This is a genomic window from Methanobrevibacter sp. (genome assembly GCF_036307625.1).
Taxonomy (GTDB): domain Archaea; phylum Methanobacteriota; class Methanobacteria; order Methanobacteriales; family Methanobacteriaceae; genus Methanocatella.
Genome location: NZ_JAXJXF010000078.1, coordinates 1 through 19,347, shown reverse-complemented (window position 1 = coordinate 19,347; position 19,347 = coordinate 1). Strand labels below are relative to the sequence as shown.

18 protein-coding genes are annotated in these 19,347 nt (G+C 33.9%); 16 read left to right on the top strand and 2 right to left on the bottom strand.

The window, feature by feature from the left end; genetic code table 11:
* The first annotated feature begins 84 nt into the window (after nt 1-84).
* The 11 genes from UIB65_RS05050 to UIB65_RS05000 all read left to right on the top strand — a co-directional run bounded on the left by UIB65_RS05050 (nt 85) and on the right by UIB65_RS05000 (nt 11,743).
* Nucleotides 85-1,191 (top strand): acyltransferase family protein, encoded by a 1,107-nt coding sequence (locus UIB65_RS05050; RefSeq protein ID WP_330040014.1) that lies wholly within the window; start codon nt 85-87, stop codon nt 1,189-1,191.
* A 16-nt stretch (nt 1,192-1,207) separates the two neighbouring features.
* Nucleotides 1,208-3,181, top strand: coding sequence for a CDP-glycerol glycerophosphotransferase family protein (locus UIB65_RS05045; protein WP_330040013.1), 1,974 nt, complete (start codon nt 1,208-1,210; stop codon nt 3,179-3,181).
* A complete protein-coding gene (locus UIB65_RS05040; protein WP_330040012.1) occupies nt 3,178-5,016 on the top strand; it encodes a glycosyltransferase family 2 protein in 1,839 nt (612 codons plus the stop codon). Before UIB65_RS05045 ends, UIB65_RS05040 begins: the two co-directional genes overlap by 4 nt.
* Before the next feature lie 8 nt (nt 5,017-5,024).
* Nucleotides 5,025-5,993 carry an NAD(P)H-dependent glycerol-3-phosphate dehydrogenase gene (locus tag UIB65_RS05035; protein ID WP_330040011.1) on the top strand — a complete coding sequence of 323 codons (969 nt, stop codon included), beginning with the start codon at nt 5,025-5,027 and terminating at the stop codon, nt 5,991-5,993.
* A 9-nt stretch (nt 5,994-6,002) separates the two neighbouring features.
* Nucleotides 6,003-6,767 (top strand): phosphocholine cytidylyltransferase family protein, encoded by a 765-nt coding sequence (locus tag UIB65_RS05030; RefSeq protein ID WP_330040010.1) that lies wholly within the window; start codon nt 6,003-6,005, stop codon nt 6,765-6,767.
* A gap of 22 nt (nt 6,768-6,789) precedes the next feature.
* Nucleotides 6,790-7,215 (top strand): universal stress protein, encoded by a 426-nt coding sequence (locus tag UIB65_RS05025; protein WP_330040009.1) that lies wholly within the window; start codon nt 6,790-6,792, stop codon nt 7,213-7,215.
* Between the two features lie 12 nt (nt 7,216-7,227).
* Nucleotides 7,228-7,611, top strand: coding sequence for a hypothetical protein (locus tag UIB65_RS05020; RefSeq protein WP_296803451.1), 384 nt, complete (start codon nt 7,228-7,230; stop codon nt 7,609-7,611).
* Between the two features lie 160 nt (nt 7,612-7,771).
* Nucleotides 7,772-8,311 carry a hypothetical protein gene (locus UIB65_RS05015; RefSeq protein ID WP_330040008.1) on the top strand — a complete coding sequence of 180 codons (540 nt, stop codon included), beginning with the start codon at nt 7,772-7,774 and terminating at the stop codon, nt 8,309-8,311.
* A gap of 266 nt (nt 8,312-8,577) precedes the next feature.
* Nucleotides 8,578-9,681: a hypothetical protein gene (locus tag UIB65_RS05010; RefSeq protein ID WP_296803449.1), complete on the top strand. Its 1,104-nt coding sequence runs from the start codon at nt 8,578-8,580 to the stop codon at nt 9,679-9,681.
* 108 nt (nt 9,682-9,789) lie between these two features.
* Nucleotides 9,790-10,623, top strand: coding sequence for an amino acid ABC transporter substrate-binding protein (locus UIB65_RS05005; protein ID WP_296803448.1), 834 nt, complete (start codon nt 9,790-9,792; stop codon nt 10,621-10,623).
* A gap of 460 nt (nt 10,624-11,083) precedes the next feature.
* Nucleotides 11,084-11,743 (top strand): zinc ribbon domain-containing protein, encoded by a 660-nt coding sequence (locus UIB65_RS05000; RefSeq protein WP_296803447.1) that lies wholly within the window; start codon nt 11,084-11,086, stop codon nt 11,741-11,743.
* Nucleotides 11,744-12,030: 287 nt separating this feature from the next.
* Here the strand turns inward: UIB65_RS05000 and UIB65_RS04995 are convergent, their stop codons facing one another.
* Nucleotides 12,031-12,834 carry a DUF4013 domain-containing protein gene (locus tag UIB65_RS04995; protein ID WP_296803446.1) on the bottom strand — a complete coding sequence of 268 codons (804 nt, stop codon included), beginning with the start codon at nt 12,832-12,834 and terminating at the stop codon, nt 12,031-12,033.
* A 169-nt stretch (nt 12,835-13,003) separates the two neighbouring features.
* On the opposite strand from UIB65_RS04995, the gene UIB65_RS04990 reads away from it, so the two are divergent.
* From UIB65_RS04990 to UIB65_RS04970, 5 genes are all read left to right on the top strand, one after another.
* The gene (locus UIB65_RS04990) at nt 13,004-14,197 is read left to right on the top strand and encodes a hypothetical protein (RefSeq protein ID WP_296803445.1); all 1,194 of its coding nucleotides are present in this window, start codon (nt 13,004-13,006) and stop codon (nt 14,195-14,197) included.
* A 200-nt stretch (nt 14,198-14,397) separates the two neighbouring features.
* Nucleotides 14,398-15,540: a glycosyltransferase gene (locus UIB65_RS04985; RefSeq protein ID WP_296892846.1), complete on the top strand. Its 1,143-nt coding sequence runs from the start codon at nt 14,398-14,400 to the stop codon at nt 15,538-15,540.
* Between the two features lie 14 nt (nt 15,541-15,554).
* The gene (locus tag UIB65_RS04980; protein ID WP_330040007.1) at nt 15,555-17,045 is read left to right on the top strand and encodes a glycosyltransferase family 2 protein; all 1,491 of its coding nucleotides are present in this window, start codon (nt 15,555-15,557) and stop codon (nt 17,043-17,045) included.
* On the top strand, nt 16,993-17,511 hold the full coding sequence (locus UIB65_RS04975) for a hypothetical protein (RefSeq protein ID WP_330040006.1): 519 nt from the start codon (nt 16,993-16,995) through the stop codon (nt 17,509-17,511). Before UIB65_RS04980 ends, UIB65_RS04975 begins: the two co-directional genes overlap by 53 nt.
* Nucleotides 17,502-18,491, top strand: coding sequence for a glycosyltransferase family 2 protein (locus UIB65_RS04970; protein WP_296892844.1), 990 nt, complete (start codon nt 17,502-17,504; stop codon nt 18,489-18,491). The genes UIB65_RS04975 and UIB65_RS04970 overlap by 10 nt, the downstream gene beginning before the upstream one ends.
* On the opposite strand, the gene UIB65_RS04965 is transcribed toward UIB65_RS04970, so the two are convergent.
* Nucleotides 18,452-19,347 (bottom strand): hypothetical protein (locus UIB65_RS04965; RefSeq protein ID WP_330040005.1); only part of this gene is annotated, 896 nt, incomplete at its 5' end. The two genes, UIB65_RS04970 and UIB65_RS04965, sit on opposite strands and share 40 nt — an antisense overlap.

The following is a 19,347-nucleotide window of genomic DNA, read 5'->3' as shown; positions in this document are numbered from 1 at the left end:
CAAGATTTAATTAGAATAATTTAAATTAAAAATGATAACTTTATATGTTTTAAAATAATAAAATTAATAACATAAGGGATAGTTATGAACTTAAATGGAAATGTTGTGAAAAAGAAGAAAAAGCGTATTTTTTATTTTGATGCGTTAAGAGCATTAGCAATCATATCGGTTATTTTGTTTCATGTATATATGACCGCTAATGGTCTCGTTGTTAAAGAATTTTCCCCTCATCCATCATTAAACTGGTGGATTACTGATGTTTTAGCCGCATGTTCCAGATGTGGTGTTGACATATTTTTAATGCTGTCTGGTGCTTTATCATTAGGGCGCGTATGGGATATCAAATCGTTTTTAGGTAAGCGATTGCCTAGGATTGCAGGTCCTTTTTTATTCTGGGGATTTGTCTTAAGTCTTTTTGTAGTTATTCTTTCAATGCTATTCCCTAGTTTCTGGCACACACTTAACACATTCAATATAATGAGCTTTTTACAGTTCCTTTATCAATCTTACATGTCAAAAAATCCAGGATTTACACAATATTGGTTCTTCTGGATGATTTTAGGTACATACCTGATTATGCCTATATTCAATAAATGGCTATTGCACTGCGACCTAAAGGAAGTGGAGTATTTCCTGGCAATATGGGCCGTTACATGTATTTTTGATTATACACTAAAGATTCCATTCCCAATCAAATTAACTTACTTCACAGGTCCGATTGGTATGGTTGTTTTAGGATATTATCTAAGGCACACTAAACGGAAAATATTCAATAATCCATATGCCGGTTTAGCATTACTGTTAATTGGTGCCGCATCATTAATCCTTTCCTCATATCTATCATCTACTCCGAGCAAAATGGCATTCTTGGAAAGATATTCAATATTATATGCTATTGAAGTAACAGGAATATTCGTATTATTTAAATGTTTGGACAATGTGAATATGGGTTTCTTAAGCAATCCGGATGGAGTATTCCGAAAATCCGTATTTTCCATTGCAAAATACAGTTACGGAATCTATCTGCTTCACAGAGTAATTCTTGTATTGCTTTATAAATATTATGCAGGCCATATCCCATATAAATTGCTGCTGCTGATACTGTTTGCTGGAGGACTGGGAATTTCATGGCTGGTAATGGCGCTGCTGAATCGGGTCTCTCCTATAAATCAGGTAATTGGAGCGAAATAATTTGTGGTGGTAACTTATGAAAGAGCTTATTATAGAAAGTATAAAAAATAAAATTCTCAATCATTATTTCATTATTAATCCTAAGGGAGATAAACTGGTATTTCATCTCAAACAGGGCATTCCATTCGTCAAAAAGAATTTGATGATTAAACACAGAAAAACAGGTAAAAGGATTTTAAAAGAAATCAAATCATCAAAAGTAGAAGTTACCAAAGATGACCTGTTGGAATTTGATGAACTGGGCGTTTTTGAAATTTATCTCCAGATGAACATACAAAATAAGCATTTCCTGTTTAGAACAAATTTTAATTTACAGAATAACAATTCCATACTCCTTGACAAAACAAACCAAAGGATTTTTGACCCTTACAGGAATTTCAATCATAATCTCTCATTCAATTATAAAGAGAGAAATTTCATCGCAAGAACAACCGATATTAAAAAGAACAACAATTCCATTGAACTGACAGGTGAAATAGAGCTGCTTGAAGACCTGAATTTTGATGCCGTTGAAATTCTAATCAATTTAGGGGATTCAGTCCGTCATTACTTCCCATGTGAATACAAAATGGAGGATGGTATAATCAAATTCAAGTCAAGTATCAAGCTTGACATTGAAGATGAAAATAGATTCAACAAAACATTTAGAGTAAATATCAGATTGAAGGAAAACGACATGATTCTTGGAAGATCATTCATCAAGTCATCCAAGATAAAATCAATCAAGGACAAATATATTGATTATATTGAAAATGAACATATCGTTGAGGATTATGAAGATTATGTACTCTACTTCTACTTCAATCAGAATTTCTACCTTATATTTTCCGTAATTCCAAAAAACAGTATCCAAAAACTTTATAGAGATGAAAAAAGACAAATCGAATTTTATCATGAAAAAAGCAAAAAACCCATTGTCTTTTTCGAAAGTTTTCTTGGCAAATCCTATTCCGGTCAGCCAAAGTACATATATGAAAGAATGCTGGAATTGGATTTGGACAAGTATTATGACTTTGTCTGGAGTTATGAAGGTGAACTGACAATTCCTGGAAACCCTCTGATAACACAAAGGACTTCAATTCAGTTCAACGATTTCTTAAGAAAGTCAGAATATTGGATTTCAAATATAAGCATTCCTATTTTAAAGCGTAGTGACGATATCATATATGTTCAAACCACTCACGGAACTCCCTACAAGCAAATGGGATCAGATATCGAGTCTCAAAATAAAAATGTCAACAGGGGAAGGGCTCCCATAGAAGCAAAAACATGGAACTATCTCATAACTCCAAATGATTTTTCACGTGATGTGTTTACAAGGGCATATGAATATGAAGGGGAGGTCATAAACAGAGGATATCCTGCAAATGACATATTCTATAGAGACTGTTCAGACAAGAAAGCAAAACTATTGGATGAGTTGAATATTCCTAAAGACAAGAAGATAATTCTATATACTCCCACATTCAGGGATTATGATGTAGATGATGACGACAATCGTAATTTCAGTCTATTGCTTGATTTAAAGAAATTATACGACAGTCTGTCCGATGACTGCATTTTGATAATAAGGCTGCATTACATCATTTCAAAGAATCTCAAACTTACAGATGAACTCAAGGAATTCATAATTGACCTGTCAGATTATGATGACATTGCGGATTTATATCTCATATCAGACATATTGATTACGGATTACTCTTCAGCGTTCTTTGATTATGGACACAGCAAAAAGCCTATCCTATTCTTTGTCCCAGACTTTGAAGAGTATTCCAAATTCAGAGGATTATATTCCGAAGTCAAGGAATGTCTGCCGGGTCCGGAACTTTTCACAAATGATGAGCTGATTGAAGCTATCAAGAATATAGAAACGGTTAGTGAAGAGTATCATGACAAATATGAGGAATTCTACAACAAGTTCTGCAGTTTGGGCCATGGAACAGCATCCGATGATGTAATTAACACAATTTTCAGTGAGGCAATGAAATGAACTCTTCTGATTATGAATACAAAGTCACTGCAATCGTTTTGGTCTATAATGGTCAGCCATATCTGAATGCCTGTTTGGAATCACTTGTTGAGCAGACTTTGGAGGGATTGGAAATATTGCTGATTAATGATGCAAGTACCGATGACAGTTTAAGCATATGTAAGGAATTTGAACGTGATTATGACAATGTTAAAGTAATCAATAAGGAAATGAATGAAGGTCTGGCTTCAAGCGCAAACATGGGAATAAAGCTTGCAAAGGGAGAGTATATAATTCTTGTAGACAACGATGACATAATCCCATGCGATGCCTATGAGAAACTCTACACCAAGGCCAAACAAACTGATTCAGATATCTGCATAGGCAAGGCAAATTTCCTCAGACGTGCAAGTCAGGATGAAATGGACTTCCATGAAAATTACGTATGGGCAGAAGAACGCACAATTGACGATGTCAGTGAGTTTCCGGAAGTTTTCCATGACTCATTCTACTGGAACAAAATAATAAGAAGGGACTTGCTTATAGAAAAAGACATCAAATTGCCTTTCGGCATGATATATGCAGACAGAAGCTTCTCCCATAAGGCTTATATTCATGCAAATAGGATTTCAATAATTCCGGATTGTGTTTATATGTGGAGAGTAAGGCTTAATTCATTAAGCATGAAAAGAAAAGAGCTTGAAAATTATATAAACAGGATAGATTCATATAAGCTGGAGCTTGATGAACTGGTCAGTCATTATAGTGACTATTTCAAATTTTTAATAAGAAGAATCATCATCCCTATAGGTGGAATGCTGGAGGATAAGGAATTTGAAGAATATTTCTTCAGTGACGTTTATGATTTCATGAATAGGCAAATCAAGTCAATTGAAGATATATATGACAATGATTTGACTAATGAATATAACATAATTCTCTATATGATTTTAAACAATCAAAAAGAAAAGTTAAAGGAATTTTTAAACCTCAATCTTGAAGCAAATAAAGATATACTTGACGAAAATGGCAAGAGCTATTGGAATTTGCCTCAGTTCAGAAATCCTGAATTCAATATACCTGATGAGTTTTTCGAAATCAAATTCCTCGAAAGGCAGTTCGTCAATATGGATATTTCCTTAAACAGAGATTCTATAATTTTCAATAATATCACTATTCCTGAAAATTTTGAAATGGAGACAGGATATGTGGTATTCAAGGATCTGACAACCAAAAGTGAAGCTTATGCTAACAATTGCCTATATTATGAAGTTGAAAAGATGGATGGAGCCAACAACAGTTACTGTGTTGAAGTTCCTCTTGATAATTTGAACATTTTTGAGATATATGACATTTACTTCAAGTCTATCAATAAAAATCAGATACCCAATGAATTCAGAATATCCAAATCCAACATTGACAATCTGATTAGGGACAATGAGGATGTACTCATCACATTTTCAATAAGCGATCACTTGGAAATCATTACACAGATGTTCGATGATGCATTTGAATTCGAATGCAGTGATGAGTGCTTGAAACTCAAGGCTGAAAACAGCTTGAAAATAAAGAAGAATGTTAAGATTTATCTTGAAAAGGAAGGAACTTCCGAAAGGTTCCTTCTTATGGGTAACGATGAAAAAACTGCATTTGGCATGGCGTGGAAATTCTTTTTGGACAAAAATGCAGTTTATGACATTAACATGGTAATTTTCAACGATTACATCAAACTGGAAAAGAGAATAAAATTAAATAAGAAGCATATGAAAAATTTCAAGGAAATTTCACATAAATATAAAGACATCAATGTTAAGATTTATGAAAAATCCACAAACATTGCATTAAAAACTAATTAGGTGTAAATATGGATAAGGTAGGTATTATTGGAGCTGGAAGTTTAGGAACTGCCATTGCTCAAACAGTTGCTCAGAATGCAGGCGAAGTTATTCTTCAGCTGAGAAGACAAAGCCTTGCAGATTCAATTAACGATACAGGATTTAATAGCGAATATTATCCGAATACCAAACTGATGGATAATATCTGGGCAACAACAGATTACAATGATTTGAAAGACTGTGGAATCATATTCCTCTCAATACCCTCATCCGCTTTCAGGCGGGTTTTGCAGGACATCAGGGAAATTATTTCACAGGACACAATTCTTGTCACAACAGCAAAGGGCATTGAATATCCTTCCCTGAAATCAATGGGAAAGCTTGTTGAGGAATACTATAATGGAGATTATGTTGCTCTTTCAGGTCCTAATTTCGCATCTGAAATTGTTCTAAATCAACCGACAGTCTCCAACATCGCTTCAAAAAGCAGGAAAAATGCCGAAGAGGTAAAGAAGGTATTAACCACCAAACAGTTTAAGGTCAAGATAATCGATGATGTTGTAGGTCTTGAGATATGCGGCGTCATCAAGAACATCAATGCAATAGCAAACGGTATCTGTGAAGGAATGAACGTCAATGAAAATGCAAGATATGGTGTTTTGACAAAAGGATTCAATGATACAGTCAATATTATCCAAAGCGTTGGCGGAAAAGGATCCACTGCAGTAGAGTACTGTGGTTTCGGAGACCTTGTATTGACCTCAACATCCTTTGAAAGCAGAAACCATACACTTGGAATGCTTTATGGCCAGAGATTGATTGTAGATGAAAAGGCTAGCGGAATCGTATTTGAAGGAAAGAATTCCATAATGGCCATGAAGGACATATGTGAGAAAAATGACATTGACAGTGTAATCGTTAACTTTGTATATGACGTTATAGTAAAGAGAATGCCTCCTAAATTGGCTTTTAACATTTTATGGGAAAATATTGAATAGGTGATAATTATGATTGGTGTAATACTGGCTGCTGGAATGGGCACAAGACTGATGCCGTTGACCAAGGAAATTCCAAAGGCCTTGCTTGAAATTAATGAAACTACTCTTCTTGAGAGAATGATTAAAAACTGTGTGGATGCAGGCATATCCAAATTTATAGTTATTGTGGGATACAATAAGGATAAGGTGATTGACCTGTGCCCAAAGATTGCCGAAAAGTATGATATTGAAATAACCCCAATGGAAAACAAAAAGTATGAGGTGACAAACACTTCCGTTTCCACATTCATTGCAAGCAAATCCATTGAAGAAAACCTGGAAGACTTCGTTTTGGTAAATGGGGACAATGTCGTTGACCCCGAAATCATATCCCGTATCGTTGCCTGCAGTCATACCGGAATGATTATTGACAATTATAAACAGTTAAATGAGGAGTCATTCAAATTAATAATTGACGATGAAAAATTCAATGATGACAGGTCAATTTCAAATGGTGTCATCAATTCCATCGGTAAGGCTTTGGACATTCCGTCATCAAGCGGAGAATTCATTGGAGTCTCCAAGGTAATAAAAGATGACATTGCTGAATTCAATGATATACTGTCAGGTCTTATTGATGAAGACCCACAAAACTATTATGATTTTGCTTATGAATACTTAAGCAGGATTAAGACAATTGACTTTGTACTGACAAACGGATTGGAATGGACTGAGATTGATGACCATACCGATTGGGAGAATGCTCAAATTCTTGTAGACAAATTAGAAAATTAACAACAAAATTAAAGGTGTAACGATGTATAAAAAGATTTTACTTCCGACCGACGGGTCAAAATATGCTGATGATGAGGCTGAAAGGGCAACAAGACTTCTTGCTGAGGGAGGCGAAATAATTGTCTTATCTGTTGCAGGTAAATTGACCTCAACCGCTTTTCAATTCAGGTCTAATGTGAGAAAAATCAATAAGGAGTTGTATGAGGAGGCCGAAAAAAACGTTGAACACATGCTGTCTCTGTTTGACGATTCTTTGAATGTGACAGGTAGAGTTGAAGAAGGTTTTGCTGCTGAAACCATCATCAGAGTTGCAGAAGAGGAAAATGCGGATTTAATCATTATTTCTGCTACCGGAAAAAGCGGACTTCACAGATTTATTCTGGGCAGTGTAACTGAACAAGTTTTAAAGACTTCTGAAATCGACGTGTTATTGGTACCCAACAAATAGATATTGATTAAAATGGATAGAAAAAAAGTAGCAATCGTGATTATTTTCATTCTGGTCATAGTCATTGGCGTTTTTGTATTCATCTCTGCAAATACCTCAGAGTCCAAAATCACTATTACCAGCAACCATACCCTGAAAAATGGGGATGCGTTAACATTGGTTCTTAGGGATAATTACAAAAATGTATACCCAAATAAGGAAATCAACGTTAAGATTTTAAGTGAATCAGGATCTGCAAAAAATTACAATGCAACAACTGATGCAAAAGGACAGGCAACCATTAAGCTGTCTGCTTTTGAAAATGGTAATTATACAGTTCATGCAGAATATAAGGGAACCCTATTCCTATCTCCTTGCAAATCTGTCAATGAACTTGAAATCAATGACGGATTGTAAACCTATTAAAAGCTATATTTTTAGCTTTTAAAAATTATTTTTTAATTATCTTCAAGCTATTCCTTCTGAATTGAGGATATATTCAATTTTTTCAGTTAGATTTTTACAATCCGGATTATATCTTTTAATTATTTTTTTATATCCAATTATCCGATATTTCTTGAAGGAAATTATATTAAGAACAAAAATTAAAATAGTAAATAATAATTCTGTATATTGTGTGGTTTTTAGATGGCAACTATCAATAAAAAAATTTTATAATAATGAAACTGAGTATAGTGATGGTTCTTCAATTGAGAATGAAATACTGGATATGGTAAAAAATACTGACGATTTAGAATCAATTTTAATTAATGATTCACGTTGGCCCGTATTTTATCATTTATCTCATTTAAGGGAAAATCTACTAAATTGGTATCCTTTTAATGAAGATGCCAATCTTTTAGAGATTGGGGCCTGTTGTGGAGCATTGACAGGACTGTTCTGCAATAAGGTTTCAAAAGTTACAGCCGTTGAACTAACCGATAGAAGATCACAAATAATATATAACCGGCATAAAATTATTCAAATCTTGAAATTTACCCTGGAAACCTCAATAATATGGAATTCGATGAAAAATTTGATTATATCATTTTATGCGGCGTTCTTGAATATGCTACACAATTTACACCAACAGATAATCCCCATGTTGATTTTTTAAAAAAAATAAAGACTATGTTGAAAGAAGATGGAGTTATTTTAGTTGCTATTGAAAATAGAATTGGATTAAAATATTTTTCAGGATCAAAAGAAGACCATTTAGCAAAAAGTTTTGTAGGAATTGACAATTATCCAAACAGTAATAAAGTCAAAACCTTTTCTCGATTTGAATTAGAGGAAGTTATTAAAGAATCAGGTTTTAATAATTATAAATTCTTTTATCCGTATCCTGATTATAAAATCCCGACAGTCATTCACACTGATGATTTGATTGAAGAAATGCCTGTCTTGACAAATGCCCCAAATTTTGATTATCAAAAAATTAAACTATTTGATGATGGAAACTTGAATTTAACACTATCAAAAGAGAATATATCCAAATATTTCGCTAATTCATTTTTAGTCGAACTTAGAAATAGCGAAGCCATACCAAAAACAGATAAAATCAAATATTCTAAATTAAGTGCCCGCAGAGAAAAGAGATTCAGAATCGGAACACAAATCTATGAAAAGGATGATGATCTTTTTGTATCCAAATTTCCTTTGAATTCCACCTCTGAAAAACATGTTGAAAAGATGCAATATTACTCAAAAAATAATTTTGGTAAAATAAAATGTTTGGATAGTGTTTTGGAAAATAAAAATTTAATTTATTCATATCTTGATGAATTAAATTTATCTACCATCATAACAAATTTATTACTTAAAGACAAAACCAAAAAACAAGCTTTTGATGAATTAAAAAGCATTTATGATGCTATTGCATTTAATTCTTCTGAAACTGACAATTATCATACATCTGAATTTTCAGAGATATTTGGAACAGAAGAAATAGATGAGCCTCTACATTGCCATGAAGTCTCTAATTTAGATGTTATTTTAAATAATCTGTTTTATGTAAATGATGAAATTTTAGCTATTGACTATGAGTGGTGTTTTGATTTTCCAATTCCTGTTGAATATATATTTTGGAGAGCACTTCATTTTGAATTTTCTTATAATAATGCCTTTAAAAAGCTTATAACAATTGAAGAAATTTTCGATAATTTAAAATTAAATAAAAAATGGATCCCAACATTTAAAAAATGGGAAAAGCATTTTAGAAAATATGTAGGCATATTTGCTCTTCCTCATAAAAAGATTGTAACTGGAAAACAAATTATTCATGATTTAAACCATTATAAAAAATTGGCTAAAGGTAAAGAAAAAGAGATAAAAAATCTGAAAAAAGAGATAAAAAGTCTGAAAAACCAGAATAAAAAACTTGAAAAAAATAATTCGACAATGAAAAGCAAGTTAAAATTAATGGAAAACTCAAATTCTTGGAAAATTACTTCACCATTACGGGATATTATGAAAAAAATGAGGTAAATTTATTTTGTAGCTATTTTTAACTAACAAAAATACATAAATATTGAAAAAAATAAAATATATCTTGTAGAAAACTTCTACATACAGTTTGACTATTTGGTGTTTTAAATGAATAAAAAGATATGTTTTATTTTGGCCTTACTCCTAGTATCTGTAATGATGATAGGAAGTGTAAGCGCAGGATTTTTTGATTTTTTAGGAGGGGGAAACACTGATAATCAATTCATAAATGATGAAAATACCTTCATCGTTGGTTTTGATGCAGAATTCCCTCCCTACGGATATATGGACACTGATGGAAACTATACTGGTTTCGATTTAGATCTGGCAAAAGAAGTTTGTAAAAGAAACAACTGGACATTCAAAGCCCAACCGATTGACTGGGATGCAAAAGATGCCGAATTAGATTCAGGATATATTGACTGTATCTGGAACGGATTCACTATGGATGGAAGAGAAAACGACTATACATGGTCCAAACCATATTTTGACAACAAACAGATATTTGTTGTAAAATCCAATTCAAACATTAACAGCATTGGTGATTTAGCTGGAAAAACTGTTGAAACACAAAAAGATTCTTCAGCCCTAACGGCTCTTAAGAAAGACAACAAAACTATCAAAGACACTTTCAAAGCATTAACCGAAGTGGCTGACTATAACATTGCATTCATGGACTTGCAGTCCGGCACATGTGACGCCATATCGATGGATATCGGTGTTGCAGAATATGACCTTAAAAACAACAACGATTCAGGAGATGACTTCAAAATTTTGAATGAATCGATGACTACTGAAAAATATGGTATAGGATTCAAAAAGGAAAATACTGCATTAAGGGATAAAGTACAGACTACCCTGGACGAAATGTTCAAGGACGGTACAGTCAACAAAATTGCACAAAAATACGGCATATCTCAAGATGCATTAATCCAACCATGAACAAACAATGAAAGAAGAGATTACAGTAATTGAACTAATGTTAAGCTATGGTTACGACATAAAATATTTTTACTTACTTTTCTTTCATCTTTCCATCCCACAAATGGCTTTTACCAGCAATATGACAGAAGGTTCTCCCAAAAATCTTTTTCCTCCGACAATGGGACGAGGAATCGTTTTTAGGAAAATTTTATAATAAAGATATATTTTAATATATTTCCACTAGTTTTTCCATAACATATAATTAAATTTACACTTATTTTAATTGATTTTATTAGTACAACATACATTTTATTTAATTCTATTTTTCATTATATCACATGAATATAATAGATTCAAAATTCGGATTCATCATATGTAGTCATGCAATATATTTTTTCAAATAAAACAAAATAAGATTAACTTTATTTAATACAGTGAATAAAATATTAATATCAATGTAGTGAGGGTGTATTTTTAAATGAAATGTCCTAACTGTAAAGCTGAAAATAATGAAAGTGCTAAATTTTGCAAGAAATGCGGTACTGCGCTTGAAAAAAGTGATGTAAATCATGAAACATTGATCAATTCCGGGAATGGTGAAAAGAAATCTGACAATACCAAAATCCTTATTGTCGCATTGATTGTAGTGGCTGTAGTTTTAGCGGGTGCATTTATATATCTTCAGGGATTCGGCAACGGCTCTCATTCACAGGATAGTAACTCACATAGCGGTGCATCCAATTCAGCATCTCAGGCCGATTCACCATCACAGCAAAGTTCTTCACAGTCAAGCGGCTCCAATTCTGCCAACTCCAATTCTATGAAGATTATAAGCGGAAGCTTCTCAACAGGCAGTGAGTTGAGCGACTTGACCTATGCAAATATTTTTGTAGGTACGGAACATGCCGGCAAAAGCGCAATCTTGCAGATTTGGTACAGTAGAGACGGATCTACTTTAAACAATGGTAATATGGTGCCTGTTACTGTTCACTCTAATGGATATCTTGAGGTTCAAAGTGCAGATGCATATAAATATTATCCAGACCATGCTACCATCAATCTATATGATAGCAACTCAAATCTTTTAGACACAAAAAGTGTATCTCTGACACCGACTAGCGGTACTCAAACCTTCTAGTCCATACACTTTTTTATTTTATTATTTTTTTTAGGATTTTACTATTTTTGTTAGCAGACAGTAACTCCTCAGGGACCCTGCTTGCATAATCCACATTCATCATTCTGATTGGTGATGCAGTGAGGAAATATTGTAAAAGAGATTGTCCACTAGCAATATCTTTTCACAAAAAATTAATTAAACTCAATGAAAAAAGGACAAAAGTATCCATTGAAACATTATAATATTTTAAAAAAAGAGATCAAAACGATTTTAAAAAAAGAAAAATTTAAAAAAATGGTTTAATGTTATGCATCAGCATACAATAAACCGATAGCTCTGTATAAAAACAACAGTATAAAAGGCACTCCGACAAAAATGCCTATGAAAACACCAACATATGGAATCAATCCTATCAGTCCGATGACAAGTGACAAAAGAAATGCTATTATATAAATTACAATCAAGGTGACTATAATCTTTACAAAGCCTATGTTTCTCATGTCCCTTATTATTTGTCTGAATCTCAGACCTTCGGTTCCGCTTCCGGTTTTTGCAAATCTTACCAGTCCTGTAAATGACATCAATGAAAATATGATAAATAGGATAATTGCAACAACTATAGTAACAGTTAACGCATTGGTGAATGTGTTCATTGTTGATTTTGGAATCGCAGCCATTATTGTGGTCATATTGTTTGCATCCTTAGATATTGCATCGATGCTGATATATACGATTTTAGTGAGTGAGGAAAACAGTCCGGTTGCAGAAGCGACAATTATGACAATGATTGCAGGTATGATGAAATAAATTATATCTAAAATCAATGCTTTAATACCTATGACAAATTGTTTTACATAATCAAAATCAGGAAGTGTATCATCACCTTCAGTTCCACCTTTAATGACCTCAACTGAGTATCCTATAACTACAATTGCAACGATTAAAGAAACAAGGCTTAAAATGATGGATGCAGTGGCATCCTTAAGACCATATGACGGAAGAATAGTTGACAAACTCATCAGAATAACTAAAACACAGAATATTAAAAATTTTCGAGTATCGCTAATAGGATATTTAATAGCGTCCATTATAATTTCACGTAAATTCATATTTATCACATAACTTAACTGCTTGATAGATATATATTTTTAGATAATAGTATTTAAAATTTAAAGTATATTCTGTTCGGATTAATAATGCATAGGGGTTTTTCCTATCTTATATTTGCATAATATTAATATATGTGAATAATATAAATATATTGATAAGGAGCATAATATGAACAAAAAAATATTTTCATTAATTCTTATTATATTAATTTCCTTTTGTTTGTTAAGTATTGTCGTAGCGGACAGTGCAATTCATGATAACAACAATACAAATCATGACAAATCTGTCGATAAAGATAAAGTCGATAAAAAAACAGACAAGAACAAGAAAACAAATAAAACGAATGATAAATCCAAAAAGAACTATATTTTAGCTCTGGGAAGTGGAAATGACATTCCCTTTAGCGACGGGTATAGAGGAATTAAGATTGACCATTCAAAACCTTCTGCAAAATCAGGAGATGAATTCAAACGTGCATCTGCTTCACAGGTGGGCGATTCAAATGCACTAAAACAAAAAATATTCGATAAATACGACAAAAATTCTAAAGATAATACCAATGACTCGTCTGCAGCATCAGGCAACCAGAATGTTGTTAAAATAGACGACGATACTGAAGCTGTTTTTGATTTTGAAGTTTTACAATCAGTATCAGGTAATGTATCAGATTATTTTGCATATCAAGTATCATTTAGAAACATTAATCAGCAAGACATAAATCAAACCAATAATCTAACCAATGTAACAAATGCAACAAACATTACCAATACAACCAACATCACAAATTTAACTCAGCTATTCGACAATCAAACAAATGCTACACTCCTGAAAGGATTATTTGATTATTTGGCTTCCCTTGCCAATGCACTCTTTGATGCGTGGAAACCTATTATCGGCACATTAATGAATGCCTTTCTAATGCTTGCAGGTACTTTGGAAATGCTGGGAGATCTGTTTGAAAACTTTTTGATGGACCTTCAGTCTTTTATGGATGCCTTTGATATACTTTTAAAGATGCTTGAATCGTTATGGAATGAGCTTGATGGGCTTTTTAAATTATTAGCTATTCTAATGAATCTCATCCAACAGATTTTAGACCTGATTCAGGCGATAATAAATTTCATTATACAGCTCATCAATGCAATTATCGCATTCATAATGGCACTTTTACAATGGCTGTACAACTTAATAATGTTCCTTTTAGAATTACTCTATCAACTTTTAGCCTTAATTGAAGCGCTTTTAGCATTATTGGCAGCACTTGGTAGTTTCTTGATTTATGTTATAGAAAGTGCAGCAATTATAATAACTGCATTCGTAATCATTACAATTGGAGCATTTGTTTACAACAGAATAAGATAATCTTCATCTTATTTTTTTTCTTTTTTTTCTAATGACATTGATATGTATATTAATGGATGATTCCAAGAGATACACTTTAATGAGCAAATTTCTGTCAGTGAGTTGGCCGTCCTAAACCTTCTTTTTATGATGTTCATATATATTTAAATATTTACAAAAAGAAAAAAGATTAATAGATATACTTTAACGGATTTGGAATAATGTCTTCGAACAATGAAACTTTAAAGAAATCTGACGACAAGAATTATGAAACCCTTTTCAAAGCATATAAAAAGGAAAGAACGAATGCCTTAAAGTTCTATAAAAAAAGTTTAAATCTCCAAAAAAATTTAGATTCAAATAAAAAGGAAAAAAAACTTTTTATAGATAAGAAAAATAAGTATCAAAAAGAAAAGGGAAAGATAACAAAACCTCCAATTCTAAATAAACTCAAAAAGGGTCAGTTCGACGATTTGGTCATTGCCATCAAGACTCCGATTTCTACAGAGCAGCATAATGAGGAAGAATATTTGTTTGCCTTAAACCTGAAGGATGCATTGGAAAAAATCGGCTTTAACGTGCTGCTTCATGAACGGGAAAACTGGTACTGTGATGTGGAAACAGACATTTCAATCGTTTTAAGGGGAGCGTATGAATATGAACCCGATTTGGATGAAATTAACGTAATGTGGAATATAACCCATCCAACCAAAGTTTGCGATGAGGAACTTGAGAAGTTTGACATAGTATTTATTGCATCACAGTCCCATTCAAAAAGGATAAATGACAAAATAGATACGACAGTTCTGCCGTTATTGCCATGCACAAATCCGGACATGTTCTATAGATATGAAGATTACCGATGCTATGATGATTTGCTATTCATCTCAAATTCCAGATCCGATTTTACAGAAATCATAAAAGACATAATCAAAAACGGGAACAGCCCTGCAGTATACGGTTCAAACTGGGAAAAATTCATCGATGAAAAATATATCAAAGCACAGCACATAGACAGTGACAATCTGTACAGGCATTATTCCTCATGCAAGATATTTTTAAATGTGCATGGAGGAAACATGGAGAAACTGGATTTCCCATCAGTCAGGATGTTTGATGCACTTGCATGTGGCGCTTTCATCATTTGCGATAATCTGGCTTCGGTTGAATCACTATTTGGAGGAAATGTTGTAAGATATGAGGATACTAAGGACCTTGAGGAAAAAATTGAATTCTATTTAAAAAATGAGGATAAACGTAGAGTTATGGGTGAAAAAGGAAGAGAATTGGTTTTGAGTAAACATACATTTGATGAGAGAGTTAAAATTATTGTGGATTCACTGAGAGAGCTTAAAATAGAATAGGAGGATTGTTATTTATGAAAATTGTTTCAATTACAACAATTAAAAATGAAGCGGACATAATTGAGTCATTTGTCAGATATCATCAAAACATTTTTGACCTGATGATCATATTGGATAATGGAAGTACAGATGACACAAGTTACATTTTAAATGAATTGATCAACGAAGGATTGCCCATTAAAGTAATTTTGGACAAGGACAAGTACTTCGAACCGGCTATAAAATATAACTTTTTGCTGGACAAGGCAATAAATGAATTCCAAGCGGATATCATATGTCCTCTGGATGCCGATGAATTCCTAACATGCGATGAAGGAAATCCAAGAAGATACGTTGAAAAGATTCCAAAGGATACATATTTCACCGTAAACCGGGTAAGTTACGTGCCTACAGAACATGATGATGAAACTGACCTCTTTGTTCCCTCCAGAATCCAATATCTTCGAGACCCCTCCTTGGAAATACAGGGCAAAATCATCATCACAAGACAATTGGTTGAGGATTACGGTGCAAGACTGACCATTGGAAATCATTATCTGAAAATGGATAAGTTAAAAAAGCATAATGTGTCCAATATTGAAGACAATGACCTCTGTATTGCACATTTTCCATTGCGAAGTATCAAGCAAACAATGTCCAAGGTCCTGACTAACTATCCAAACAGCCTTGCCCGAAAGAATGTGGACCCCAATAGGATAAGTTACCATTACACAATCATGTACAACAAAATCAAGCAAAGAGGCACACTTGACATGGAGGATGTCACTGACTATGCAACACAGTATGACCTGAGGCATAACCGTGGACGTGAAGACTTTGACAGGGATGTTGAAATCAAATTATTCAAGCAGCCGATGAACATCGCATTCTGCAAGGATATTGACATGAAATACGAATATCATGAAAATCCCCTTTCAAATCTGCTGGAAAATACAGTATATATGGCTACAGAAATCCATAAATTTAAAAGTCACACCCCTCAGGTCAAAAAGGAAAAACCTAAAAAAGCCGAAGAAGTCAAGGTTTCAGAAGAAAAGGACAATACTTCAAAAAAGTCATTTTCCGAAAAATTCCTGAGCCGAAGCAACAGTTTTACATACTATAAGAATTTCCATGACAGCTACAAAGCCAGCATGAATAGAAAAGACAAGGAAATCGAGTCATTGAAAAAGAAGGTCAAAAGCTATCAGTCACAAGTAAAGACACTGAAAAACAAAGCGAACAAAACTTCCGAAATCATCAAAAACCAAAAGAGGGAGCTGTCAAAATTAAACAAAAGCGTGGATATAAACAGCGAACTTAGGTATGCTTTTGTGTTCAACGATACCATAAGAGAATCCCAATGGCTTAAAAGAAAGGACTTCTCACTGATAAACAGTGCTGCCAATTATTCGCTGATGTATTCATTATACAGAATATTGAATGATGCCCAGCCAAAAAAACATTCTGGAAATGGGTCTGGGTCAGACTTCAAAGCTCACTACACAATATGCCAACCATTTTGACGACGTTAAGCTAACAATTCTTGAGGGAGACCCTGTCTGGATTGACGTGTTCAGCGAAAATCTAAACGTTACCGACAACATATCCATCAGCCATATGGAACTGGAAGAGTTTGAATATTACAATACCAAGTCCATTCGCTTCAAGGATGTTTTGGATGTCGTCGGTGATGAAAAATTCGATTTGATTGTCATTGATGGGCCTCAGGGTTTCTTTGAAGATGACAACGGAAGGCATTTGCTTGACTATTCACGAACAAACATATGGCAGCTGATTCCGGACAACATCTCAGAAGAGTTCATTATCATGATTGATGATTTTAACAGAAAAGGCGAAAAGAGAACATTCAAGCGCGTAAAGGAACTTCTTAATGAAAATGACATTGAGTTTTACGACTATACATGCAAGGGCATAAAGCACCAGTATGCGGTTTTCTCAGAGAATTTCAGATACATTTCATGGATATGATGACAAAGATTTCAGTAATTCTACCGGTTTTCAATGGGGAAAGGTTCATCGCAAAGGCCATTGAATCAGTTCTGGACCAATCCCTAAAAGATTTTGAACTGATTATTGTTGATGACGGCTCGACAGACTCAACCAGGGAGGTCATAGATTCGTTTGATGATGAAAGAATCATCCTTATCAGCCAGCCAAATCAGGGCCCCGGCCAGGCAAGAAACAGTGGACTTGAAGTCGCATCGGGAGAATATGTGATGTTTTTGGATGCGGATGACTGGTTTTGCAGTGATGCTCTGGAAACTGCTTACAATGAAGCCAAAAGCAAAAGCACAGACATCAGCATATTCCAGATAATCAAATACTTCAACGGCGAATACTCCCAAAATGACTGGTTCAGTCTGAATAATTTTGACGAGTCCTTTGAAAACAGGGTATTCAATCCCCACGAATGCAGGGATTTCCTGTTTGACATATCTGTAAGTGCCTGCCAAAAGATATTTGACCGGGAATTCCTACTCAAAATCAGTGCACGCTTTCCTGAAGGAATCTATTTTGAGGACATGCCCTTTTTCTTTTATACATTTCTCAAATCCGAAAGAGTGTCCCTTATCAAAAGGCATCTCTATGTTCGCCGGAAACATGAGGGATCCATCACCGAGTCTGTGGATTTGAAATTCCTTGACACTGTTCCTGCAGGCCAAATCCTGATGGACATATTTATAGAAAATGACTGGTATGATATGTATAAGTTTGACCTTCTTGCCTTTAAGATAAATGGTCCTCGATATGCTTTGATGGGCATTGAAGAAAAATATAGAAAACAGCTTTACTCATTGATTAAAAATGACTACGAATCAATTAAATCAAGTCAATATTATGATGACTATCTTGAGAATTTGGGTCCCGTGAAAAGGAAGTTCTTTTCAGACATTCTGAAATCCGAGGACTATGAAAGTTTCAAAACTCTATACCAGACAAAATCATAGCCTGCAAAGTAGCTGACCAGTATTGAAGTCAGACTGACCAAAGCGAATATTATGAAGACCTCAATCGGAGTAAATGCTAAAAACAATATGCATAATACAATCTCCAATCCATAAAAGATTAACTTGCCATTCCTTTGGGGAACATAGCTTAAAAATCCGAGAATTATCGGTGTGACAATGATGGCCAGTATGAACATTGTGGCAAGTTCAAGGCTTATGATGTTTTCCAGAGGCAGTTTAAGCACTTCAACAAAGAGATACATCTCGAATATTGTTAAAAAGAATCCCTGAACCGCACCGGCGATTGCCTGTGCTAAGGTATGCTTTTTCAAAAGGACCCTTGACCAGATAAGTATTGGATAGAGTATTCCAAAGACCGCACCGAAAGGTCCCAAAAGCAAAATCAAAGCACCTACAGGACCGCTCAAACCTGTGGTATGGACGCTTATTTTCCATTTGAATGTAATAATCATAACAACCATTGTGTTTATCGCATAGCACAAAAGAAGTATTGTCAAAAAATTGCTCAGGTTCACGAAGTAGGACACCAGAAATCCAATGAAATATGAAATTATTCCCACAATCAGAGGAACAAAGCGGTCGGTCCTGTTTGAAATGTCCTTGTCTGTTCCAATCTTTTTAGCCCAGCCCACTATGATGAGAATCGGAAATATTGATGAAAAGACAAGTGAAATCATCTCCAGAACTATGAATTTGGACATATTGAATATGCCGTTTTCATATGAAAGAACTACTGACATTATCAAAAATAAAGGAATGCAGAGTATCGGAGGATTTGTAAAGTCGGAAATCCTTTTTGCAATTTTTAGCCTGTTCATATAATTATTTATATTAT